Genomic DNA, 10947 nt, shown 5'->3' on the forward strand with positions numbered 1-10947 from the left:
GTGAGTCAGCCTCACCGCGGCATGAAAGTGGAATCCCACTTCGACGGGTTCGTGAATCGTGAATCGTGATTCGGAAAAGGAAGGAAATTTTGAAATGGGAGTCAGCGGTGTGCTCTTTGACCTGAGTCAGAAGCGGTTTTCGTGAGTCAGCCTCACCGCGGCATGAAAGTGGAATCCCACTTCGACGGGTTCGTGAATCGTGAATCGTGATTCGGAAAAGGAAGGAAATTTTGAAATGGGAGTCAGCGGTGTGCTCTTTGGCCTGAGTCAGAAGCGGTATTCGTGGGTCAGCAAATCTCGGCACGCCCCGGCTCGGACACTTTCCGGATTTCGTGAATCGTGATTTGTGAAGGATAGGGTTTCCTGCGGAAACCAATAGACAGGGGTCTTCGGTCCTGCTGAAGGTTTGAGTCAACTGGACTCATCGAAAGGTGGGCGGACATTCTGAGGATTCGCACTGCAGCTGTATGCCAACTATGAGACTGATTACTAATGGCTGTATACTAACGGCTGAATATCCCTTATTTCACATTTTTTAAAATTTAATTTGACTTTCATTCAATTTTCCTGTCTAATATAAGAGTGACTGTTAAAGCCCTGTCATGAAACGTATGAAACAGGACATGAAATGCAAGACGTTTCCTGAAATCGGTTGAAAATTGACACGAAATGCGGGTCTGGCGCTTTCGTTTGATGGAAATATTTCAAAATCCGTGAGGAATTCTCACTTTGTATCAAGGCGGTGCTCATGAAGAAGAGCCTGAATGAAACTACGGGAGAAGTGAATTTTTCCCTTACCATAGATGAACTGAAGAAATTCAAAGTGGCAGCCTGCGCGGCAGGGGCCCTTTTTGTGGTGTCCCTTTTTACGGGAGCCTATTCTCTTTTCACCATGACTTCTCTCAAACAGCAGAATGACCTCTATGCGGGGCAGCTGAAAATGGCCGATGAAAAACTGACGGAACTTGATGAGAAGACGAAGACCATTGAAAAATTGTCCGAAGAACTCCAGCAGATGGTGGATGCCAATAATAACGGGGCAGGAGCGAATATTACCGGAGGCACCGGGGGCGGAAGCACGGTGCCGGACAAGGCCAGGGACGTTTCCCCCAGTGAACATGGAAATATAGAAGAAGTGAAAGAAGGGACGCCCGCCTACCTTCTGAAACAGATGAGGAAACTCGATTCCCGCCTTGACAGGCAGATCAGGCTTCTGGTGCTGCTTCGTGAAAAACTGGAAGAAGAAACCTACGCCGGAGCGGCTCCCCTTCTCCACACAGGATCCAATATGCCCGACATGTGGCCGGTCCATGGTCCCATTTCCAGCTGGTACGGATTCCGCGAAAGCCCGGGCGGCTTCGGTTCCACCTATCATGAAGGGGTAGATATCGCCATCGATTACGGAGATCCCATCGAAGCCACGGCCAATGGGACAGTCACCCAGGCAGGCTGGGTCGGAGGGTATGGCTATCTCGTGGAAATCAAACACGATGGAGGCCTTGTTACCCGGTATGGCCATAATTCCGCCATCCTGGTTTCCGTGGGAGAACAGGTCGAACAGGGAACTGTCATCGCTTTGGGCGGAAGTACGGGAAACAGCACGGGACCTCACTGCCATTATGAAGTCCGGATCAATGGAGACTCCGTGGATCCCACCTATTTCCTGCCGTAAGGAAATGGGAAATTAAAAAGGGGCTGTACAATAATTACACAATATGTTGAATGACTGAAATTTATAAAGTGATCAGTTCCCGGTTCATAGTTCTCAGTGGAGGAGGCCCGCATCAAATGAGATGGCGGGCCATTTTTATATGGCTATCAACGAAAGCCCTGTCATCACTGCGAAGGAATTCCCTGATTTCCGGAAGCATTCAAACAAAAGGCCTGCTGCAGAATTCTGCAACAGAACTTTTTATTTATGTCATGAGTCCTCCGGCCTTTCTGAATTTCCACCTTTCGGCTTCCGAAGACGGGTCAGACATGGGATTTCATGAAATCTGGAACGTAAAAACTTCTTAAATGGAGGAAAACCGCAGAAATATGCAAAAATCTTCCATACCATGTTTCACGTGAAACATTCAGTATTCATTTGCGCGGGAAATGCGAATCCGGGCTATGGAATCAAAGTCTTCATTTTTACACGACGCTTCAGGCTGGCTTTGAAAACGGATAACTGATAACTATGAACTTTATTTCCATATGATAAAATAATAGAAAGAAAAGAAATCCAAACGAGGTGATTCCTATGACAGATACTCTGGAAGAGGCGCACAAGCTTTTCTGCTCGGGAAAGTTCGTGGAAAGCCTGGCCATGTACAATAGAATCAGGAAGGATTCGGCGGACCCGAAGGAAAAAGGGATTGCCGCTTCCATGGCTATGACGATTTATAAAGAAGGTCTCACGGGACCGGTCAATGAAAAGCTCATGGGGGATGCCGGGCTGGAAGGCATGAACCTGGGCTCGCCGCTTTCGCGGTTTTATTTCTATACGTCCGATCAGGAAGTGAGTGATGAGGAATTCACGGTCTTCCTGACGGATCTCCGTTCCCTGGCAAAGGAAGGAAATTCCCAGGCCATGACCCAGATCGGGCTCATTTATGCCTATGGCATCCATCTGAAAGAAGACCTGGAAAAAGCAGGAAACTGGCTGGAAAAAGCGGCGAAACTGGGAAATCCCATTGGTATGCTGCAGCTGGCTTTCCTCTATCTGGAACCGGATTTTTCAAAAGCCGATGATCACGAAGCCTATCTGTGGACTTTGAAATCGGCAGCCACGGGCTATCGGGATGCGGAGTACCAGCTGGCCTATTTCTTCTGGCGGGGCATTGGTACCGATGAAAATCAGGATAAAGCGGTTTTCCTCTTTAAAAAAGCTGCCGAATCGGGCCATGTGGAAGCCTGTGCCACCCTTTTCCATATTTATGCGGAGCTGGGCTTTGAAGATGAGCACGGAAATGAAGTCATCAACCCGGAAAAAGGCTTCCTCTATGCGAAAAAAGGCGCGGATCTGGGGGACCATGAATGCATCATGGATCTGGCCTGGTGCTATTACAAGGGAATCGGCACGGAAAAGGATGCCGAAAAAGCCAGGGAATGGTACGAGAAAGCCTGGAACCAGGGGGATGCCATGGCCGGATCTGCCCTGGGTACCATGTATGTAGAGGGCTGCTTTGGGGATGACCGGAAGAAAGAAGGGATTTCCTGCCTGAATCAGGCCATGCAGGAAGGAAGCATCGATGCCATCCGTGAACTGGGCCTTGCGTATGTATACGGCATGGGCGTGGAAACTGATAAAGACCGGGGAATTTCCCTCCTCCGGGAAGCCTCTTCCGAAAAAGACGGCGGTGCGGCAAGAGAACTGGGAAAAATCTTCCTGAAAGACGGGAAATACGAGGAGTCCCTGGAGGCTTTCAAAAAAGCCGATGAATATGAAGACGGAGAAGGCGGATTCTATCTGGCCCTCTTCTATATCAAGGGCGTCATCGTGCCGAAGAATTTCAAAAAGGCAGAAGAAATCCTTTATAAATCCGCCAATAACGGCTACAAATGGGCCAAAGACCTGCTGGACAAAGGATTCTCCCATATAGAGGAAGTCATGTAGCCCGTCCGGGGTCCGACCGACGCCTTTGAGGCGCTTGAGCTCTTACCCATTACCTGTTCACTCTGATAACCGGTTCTCCATATTTCAGTTTCCATTTCCTACACAGCGGATCACTTTTAACTATCACGAAGAGAGGCATATCCATGACGAATGCATTGCAGAAAGCGCAGGAATTATATCTGGAAGGAAGGTATGTGGACAGTTTTGAAGCGTATCTCCATATCATGGAGGAAATGAAGGGCGATGAGGAAGAAGGCACCGCCTGTATCATGAATTTTTATATCGGCGCAGCCGGATTCATGGGACATATGGAAGACTCTACCCTGATGAGCCTCATTTCCCGGTCTCTGGAGCTGGAATCACCCATGGCGGCCATTCACAGCGTTATGGCTATGGAAGCCGGGGAAGATTTTTCCGATCTTGATGAAATCGTAAAGAACCTCCGCAGAATGGCGGAAGGTGGAAATATTATGGCCATCAACCTGATGGGCAAAATTTACAATGAGGGCCTGGTGGTGGAGGAAAATCAGGAAGAATCCCTGAAATGGCTTGAAAGAGGGGCCGCCCTGGGAGATCCTGTATCCATGCTGGATGCGGCCATGGTGTATGACATTCCCGGCTTTGAAGGGGCTGATGACGAAAAATCATTGGAACTTCTCAGAAAATCCGTAGACTGCGGCTACCCCCAGGCCTTGTATATCCTGGGACGGGATTACTTTGAAGGGGCCCACCAGGATAAAGATATCAGGAAAGCCTATGAGTTGATGGAAAAAGCTGCGGAAGCCGGCTATACCGACGCTGCAGTCGATATGTGGGGCCAGTTCCTTGACCATGAAGAAGAAATCGAAGAGGCCATTCCCGATATTTCCGAAAAGAAACTCCTTTCCTGCCTGAAACAGGCGGCGGACTGGGGAAATGATGAGGCCCTGTACCTTCTGGGCCAGTATTATTCGGAAGAGGGTGATACCAGTAAGGCTGAAAAATACCTGAAGCAGGCCATGGAAATGGGAAATCTCGATGCTCAGGTGGAACTGGGAGGCCTGTATATCTTTGATAAAAAAAGTGAAAAAGACCATAAAAAGGGAATTTCCCTCCTGAAAGAAGCAGCCAGAGAGGGCGATGGCGATGCCCTTTCCACCCTGGGCGCCTGCTATCTGCAGGGAAATGGGGTCAGAATGAACCGGAAAGAAGCGTTGAAATACCTGAAAAAAGCAGTGGAAGTGGGATCAGCCGAAGGCATGGTCCTTATGATCCAGGTATCCCTTATGGATGGAAAGCCGGAAGAGGCCGTGAAATATGCAAAAATGGCCGCTGATACGGGCGAACCCCACGGTCAGTTCCTGCTGGGCTCTTTCTACCTCATGGGTGACGGCGTAGCAAAAAATGAAAAAACCGCCATCTTCTACCTCCGGAGCGCCGCCCTTCAGGGAGTCCGGGAAGCCCAGGACCTTCTGAACCGGATCAACCTGGGACTCCTCTGAAGACTTTTTCTGAAAAAAAGTAAAAATTAAATGTTTCACGTGAAACATTTAATAAAACGCCTGCATGAACCGGGGACCTTTTATCTTGAAAATACCATTTAGCGAGTATCCTTGTATTTCTATACTCTGCAGGGGGAGGAATCATGACGACTGCATTAAAAATCGCTCAAAATCTGTATTGCAGCGGAAATTATAAAGAAAGCATCGAGGCTTATCAGGAAATATTGAAAAATCCTTTGTTCCCGGAGGAAGAGGGAATCGCCCACACCATGATTGCCTGTCTGTATGAGTGCTGCGACTGCTTTGCCTCTCCCGAAAGAGGAGACACTGTCAGGGAACATATGAAAAAAGCCTGTGATCTTTCCTGCCCCCTGGCACTTTTATACGCCCCTTCTCCGGTTCCCATGGAACTTACAGATCAAGAGAAAGATAAGCTGGTGAATCAAGTCCGGGTCCTGGCTGAAGATGGAAATACGCTTGCCATGCAGATGATGGGTTCTTTTATGGATGAAAAAATTTCTCCTGAAGAAGGCTATGCCAGGGCCCGGGCATGGATAGAAAAGGCCGTGGGCCTTGGAGATCCCAAAGCCATGATTAACCTGGGCAAACTCCTTCAGGTGAAGGAGTTTGACGGCCATGATGATGGCCTGGCCCTTTCCTGGTATCATAAGGCCTCAAAGCGGGGACTCAGCTATGGTACTTATGAAGAAGGGTGCTGTTGTCTCTATGGCGAAGGAACGGACCGGGATATTTCCAAAGGATTTGCTCTTCTGGAAAAAGCGGCAGAAGACGGTTCGGATATAGCCTGCCAGGAACTCTGGCACTTTTATAGCGGAATGAAGCCTGTGGGGACTCAATTCTTTAACAACCCTGAAAAGGCGCTGAAATATTTACACCTTGCTTACGACAGGGGCAGTGAAGGGGCTGCCCTGGAAATGGCCATATCTGTACTTGAAAGTCAAACGGCAGACAAAAAGGTCCTTCAGGAAGTGATGGGATATCTCAAAGAAGCGGAAAAGCGAGGATCCGTGAAAGCTGTGACTATGATGGGACAGCTGTACTATAATGGCTTCTTGGGCAAACACAGGGAGAAAGCCATTCCCTATCTGAAAAAAGCGGCAAAATTCAATGAACCCACAGCGCTTGTCCTGCTCGGAAGTGCTTTAATGAATGGCCGGGGAATCAGGAAAAATGTGCCCCGGGGCATGGAGTATATGGAAAAAGCCGCTGAATATGGCGATTCGGAAGGTCTTGCCGAAATGGCCTGGTATTTCAGCGATAACAACAGATTGAAAGAAGCGCTGGAGTATGCAAAAAAGGCCGTAGAAAAGGGCGCTCCCTCAGGAGAAGCGGAATATCTGCTGGCCACCATGTATTTCAAAGGCCGGGGCGTCGAACTTTCCAATGAAAAAGGAAAGAAATATCTTCAGGCTGCCGTGGAAAAAGGCTGCTCCCGGGCAATCAGCCTGGACAGGCTGATCCGGCAGAAGACACTCATGGAAGGTCTGAAAGAGGATGACCTCCTTTTCCGGTAATTCCTTTTTCCTCTCAAAATTGTGGCAAAAGGAAATTTCAGGAAATAAAAGTCCTTATAAGGAGTAATTATGACGACCGGTGAAAATTTATTTCTTCAGGGAAAAATCGATGAAGCATACAAAGCCCTTCAGGACGAACTGACAGGGCGAAACTGCTACCTTCTGGGGCTGATTTTCCGGGAAGGCCTGGGACACCAGAAAGCGGACGAAGAGAAAGCAGTGAAATATTTCCGGAAAGGGAAAGAAATGGGAGATCCCCTCTGCGGCATTTCCCTCTTTTCCGGTGCAAAGGACAAGGCCCTGTGGGACACGGTGAACGAGGATTTTTCCCGTATTCTTCTTTCCGCTCAGGCCGGAGACGTATTTGCCATGGATGAAGCCGGTCTTTTCTATACAGGGAACGGAATGATCCTCGATTATGAAGAAGGTATGAAATGGCTGGCCAAGGGCGCTTTCTATGAATACTGGAAAGCCCTGTACGATCTGGGCATAGCCTATGAAGAGGGCCTTGCCACGGCGCCGGATGAGGAAAAGGCAAAAATCTGCTTTAAAAAGGCAGCCGAATATCAGGATAAGAATAGTGAGTATGAACTGGCACAGCTTCTCTATGAGGATCCTGCCCATAAAGGGGAAGCGATCCGTCTTATGGAAAAGTCGGCAGACCATGGAAATGAGGAAGCCGCCTTTTTCCTGGGCGGTTATTATCTGACGGAAGCAGAGCGCCCGGATGCGCACAAAGCGTTCCACTGGTTTGAAACGGCGGCCCGCCTGGGAAGCCTTGAGGCCATGGAAGAACTTTCCGGTTTCTATGAACAGGGGCTGGTCGTTCCCAGGGATTTGAAGAAAGCAGCCGATATTCTCAAGGATGCCTATACCCTTGGAAATAAAAATGCTCTCTTTACCCTTGGCCTGTTTTATCTGGATCACGGGAAAGAGAAAGAGGCCCTGCCATTTCTGGAAGGTGCTGCCAGATTTCCCAATGATAAAGCCGCTTACCTGGCCGGTATGATGTACCTCAACGGAAAAGGAACGGAACAAAACCGGGAGAAAGCCATTGATTACCTGACGATGGCAGCAGATTTGGGAAATACGGAAGCAGAAGAGGAACTTTTGAGTCAGGGAATCATGAAATTCTGAAAATGTTTCACGTGAAACACTTGGCGGGTATCCGGTGACGGAGCCTGCCCTTTTTATACCCATATTCCATTCTCTATGGAACCGGTCCTGCCTGACTCACCCTGAACTGAACACTGATAACTTTTTTCCTTCATGTTATAATAAAAATACATTAAGGAGGACTTATTTATGACAGATCTGGAAAAAGCAGAAAGCTTGTTTAAAGAATATAAAGTCAGGGAAGCGTATCCGATTTTCAAGTCTCTGGCAGAAGCCGGAAATCCACGGGCCATGTATTTCCTCTCTCTTTACCACAATTATTATCTCGAAGCGGCCCCCTGGGACCCGAAGGAAGCCGCGAAATGGGCACTGAAAGGGGCCCGGGCGGAAGATCCGCTCTGCGCCTTTTTCTGTCTCCTCCATTCCGATGGGATTGACCATGAGGAACTGGACAAAATTTATGAAAAGCGGGAAACCTGGATTTCAAAAGTAAAGGAAAATCCGGACTGCTATGCCCTGGAAGCCCTGGGCTGCTACACCATGATTCACGCCGATGAACATCAGGAACTGGACGAAGCCTTTTCCCTCCTCCATACGGCAGCCATAGGAGGCTACTGGAAGGCCTGGAATGATATCGGACAGTTTTATGATCCCCATGTGCAGGATAATCCGGAATTCGTCCGTCATGCGGCAGACCCGAAACGGTCCCTGGAAGCCTACCGGAAATCGGCAGAATCCGGCTACCCCGATGCCTTCAACCGTCTCGCCTATTTCTACTATCTCGGGACCGGAATTCCGAAAGATAAAAAAGAAGGAATCCGCCTCTTCCGCAAAGCCTTTGCCAAAGGCCATCTCCGTGCCGGCGTGGCCCTGGGAGTCATGTATATTTTTGATGGAAACGGCAATTCCGACAAAAAAGAGGGCTTCAAAATCACGAAAAAAGCGGCCGAAGGCAATGATCCCCTGGCCCTTGGGAACCTGGCCAACTGCTATTTTTATGGAAATGGCACGAAAAAAGACCGGCGCCTCGCTAAAATTTACTACCAGAAAGCAAGCGACCTGGGTATGGACTCCTCCACCACCCAGCTCGGTGTCATTTACCATGAAGATGGGAATGACAAGAAAGCCTTTGAACTTTTCCAAAAGGCGGCGGCCAATCACTATGTAGAAGCCCTGGGCTGGCTCGCCGCCTGCTACCAGTTTGGTTACGGCACTGAAAAAGATACCGAAAAAGCCATGGAACTCCTGCAGCACGCGGCAGCTCACGGAAGCGAAGATGCAAAGATAGCTCTCGAACAGATCCGGAGCGAAATGGGGAAATAGCGGATAGCTGATGAGAAATGGCGGGTGGTGAGTCGTCAGCCGTTAACAGTTATCAGTTATCAGTGTCTCACATCTTGGTGAAAAGCGGACGGCATCAATTTTTCCCGCTACCGCCCGTCTGGCAAAAACCGTTCAGGCCATGTACAGGACTGACTTCCCGATTTTATACAAGAAAGAATAAGCATGAAACGAAAATTACTTCCCGCGGTGCTTGCCGCTTTATTTCTATATTTCATAAACCCTGCCGCTGCTCTGGCTGAAAATATCGACCCGGCAGCGACTCTTTTAGAGTCTGCCACCGCTTCTTCCCTTGATGACGGAACCATACCTGAAGGAAATGAAGCGCCGGCAGAAGAAAATTCCCGGTTAATCCTCCTCACCTGGAAGGATGATCCCGAATCGGTCCGGTATGAAGTGGAAATATTCCGGGGTCTTCCTGAAAATCTGGACAGGAATTCCGTCCTGGAAGACCATCTCTATGACAACCAGCGGATTTATTCGAATAAAGTCCTCGTGGACCTTTCCCAATTTCCCGAAGGCGATGGGCCTCTTTACTGGCGGGTCCGCCCCATCGATGCGGACTGGTCCGGCATGGGTCCTTTTTCTTCTCCCATGGAAGTCCGGAGCACCATGAAGAAAATCGACCGCAATGCGCCCTATCCCAATGTGTATGTGCCCGGGAACGGTTCCACTCTGGAATACCCTGTCTATTCCTACGCAGGAAATCCGGGAGCCGCGAAATACGAGGTGGAAGTAACCAGTGATTATCCGGAAAATCCGGACGGCATCGAACCTTCGAAATACCGCGTCTTTTCCCAGGTGACCAGCCTTTCGAATGTCTATGATGACAATCCGAGAATCGGCACCTTCTACTGGCGTGTCCGGGGCATGACGGAAGATGGAAATCCTGTGGGAATCTGGAGCAATCCTGAAAAAGTGCGGGCCAATCCCGAAGAACACTGGGATGTAGGTATTTTCGGAGACTCCATTACCCAGGGAGGAGGCCATCTGTATCACAGCCCGGCCGATATGGCTTATTCCTACATTACCTATCTTGATTTTCCGGCGGTCAATATGGGCCGGAGCGGCGATACTACGGAAATGATGGAAGACCGTTTCGATCGGGACGTACTGCCCTTTCATGTGAAATACCTCCTCATCATGGGAGGAATCAATGACCTTCGTATGGGAGCGGACCCGCATAAAGTCATCGGTCATCTGGCCGTGATCCAGAAAAAATGCACCAATGCAGGAATTACCCCCATCCTTCTCACCATCGTTCCCATCAATCCGGAAAATATCCAGAAATATTACGGCGATGTCACTTACAGCGGCTGGAAAGAAAATGTGGAAATCGTGAACGAATATATCCGCACCCAGCCCCATATCGATACGGCATCTCCCTTTAGAGACTACGAAGTCATGCCCAGCGAACTGGCCATGGATGGCATTCATGGAGACTGGAACGCCAAGCAGATGATTGCAGGGGAAATCAATCGGGAAATACATAAGTTTATGAAATAAAACGAATTGAGTGAAGGAAACTGTTTTTGGGATAACTGCTGGTGATCGTTGTTCGTTATTCGTTCTTCGGACACGAGAGATGATTGTCATCCATCGTGGCCCGTGGTCCGTGATCCGTGGGTCGGGAAGGAGGCCGCATCAAATTTTTGAAGCGGCCGAATATGAAAAGGGCCCTGGCTTGCCGGTGAGCTGAAGGACGGATTTCGGACTTCGGATTTGGGATTTCGGGGTGGATATGTATAATTTACCCAAGATTAAATAAATTCAAAAACTGACTACCCCAAATTAAATAGATGGAAATTCGAGAACGACGCCAAAAGAGAAATGCTAAAATCATGTTAAGCATTAGTTTTTGACATAGAAAGGA

Annotated in this window: 7 protein-coding genes; all 7 read left to right on the forward strand. The window is 48.9% G+C overall.

Annotated features, from left to right (window positions below; genetic code table 11):
• The first annotated feature begins 748 nt into the window (after window positions 1–748).
• Window positions 749–1672 (forward strand): M23 family metallopeptidase, encoded by a 924-nt coding sequence (locus VZT47_RS07485; protein WP_330224347.1) that lies wholly within the window; start codon window positions 749–751, stop codon window positions 1670–1672.
• Between the two features lie 573 nt (window positions 1673–2245).
• The gene (locus VZT47_RS07490; protein ID WP_330224348.1) at window positions 2246–3601 is read left to right on the forward strand and encodes a tetratricopeptide repeat protein; all 1356 of its coding nucleotides are present in this window, start codon (window positions 2246–2248) and stop codon (window positions 3599–3601) included.
• 143 nt (window positions 3602–3744) lie between these two features.
• Complete coding sequence (locus VZT47_RS07495; RefSeq protein WP_330224349.1) at window positions 3745–5082, forward strand: SEL1-like repeat protein; 1338 nt, start codon at window positions 3745–3747, stop codon at window positions 5080–5082.
• A gap of 143 nt (window positions 5083–5225) precedes the next feature.
• A complete protein-coding gene (locus tag VZT47_RS07500) occupies window positions 5226–6617 on the forward strand; it encodes a tetratricopeptide repeat protein (RefSeq protein WP_330224350.1) in 1392 nt (463 codons plus the stop codon).
• Between the two features lie 69 nt (window positions 6618–6686).
• A complete protein-coding gene (locus VZT47_RS07505) occupies window positions 6687–7754 on the forward strand; it encodes a tetratricopeptide repeat protein (protein ID WP_330224351.1) in 1068 nt (355 codons plus the stop codon).
• 168 nt (window positions 7755–7922) lie between these two features.
• On the forward strand, window positions 7923–9056 hold the full coding sequence (locus VZT47_RS07510; protein WP_330224352.1) for a tetratricopeptide repeat protein: 1134 nt from the start codon (window positions 7923–7925) through the stop codon (window positions 9054–9056).
• Window positions 9057–9239: 183 nt separating this feature from the next.
• Entirely contained in the window at window positions 9240–10580 is a 1341-nt protein-coding gene (locus VZT47_RS07515) for an SGNH/GDSL hydrolase family protein (RefSeq protein ID WP_330224353.1), read from the forward strand.
• The last annotated feature ends 367 nt before the right edge of the window (window positions 10581–10947 follow it).

It is taken from the genome of Dialister sp., from assembly GCF_036343215.1.
Taxonomy (GTDB): domain Bacteria; phylum Bacillota; class Negativicutes; order Veillonellales; family Dialisteraceae; genus Dialister.

What these genes read in the sequence shown, in the direction of transcription:
- VZT47_RS07485 (WP_330224347.1), top strand. Translation starts at nt 749, where the DNA reads ATGAAGAAGAGCCTGAATGAAACTACGGGAGAAGTGAATTTTTCCCTT.
- VZT47_RS07490 (WP_330224348.1), top strand. Translation starts at nt 2,246, where the DNA reads ATGACAGATACTCTGGAAGAGGCGCACAAGCTTTTCTGCTCGGGAAAG.
- VZT47_RS07495 (WP_330224349.1), top strand. Translation starts at nt 3,745, where the DNA reads ATGACGAATGCATTGCAGAAAGCGCAGGAATTATATCTGGAAGGAAGG.
- VZT47_RS07500 (WP_330224350.1), top strand. Translation starts at nt 5,226, where the DNA reads ATGACGACTGCATTAAAAATCGCTCAAAATCTGTATTGCAGCGGAAAT.
- VZT47_RS07505 (WP_330224351.1), top strand. Translation starts at nt 6,687, where the DNA reads ATGACGACCGGTGAAAATTTATTTCTTCAGGGAAAAATCGATGAAGCA.
- VZT47_RS07510 (WP_330224352.1), top strand. Translation starts at nt 7,923, where the DNA reads ATGACAGATCTGGAAAAAGCAGAAAGCTTGTTTAAAGAATATAAAGTC.
- VZT47_RS07515 (WP_330224353.1), top strand. Translation starts at nt 9,240, where the DNA reads ATGAAACGAAAATTACTTCCCGCGGTGCTTGCCGCTTTATTTCTATAT.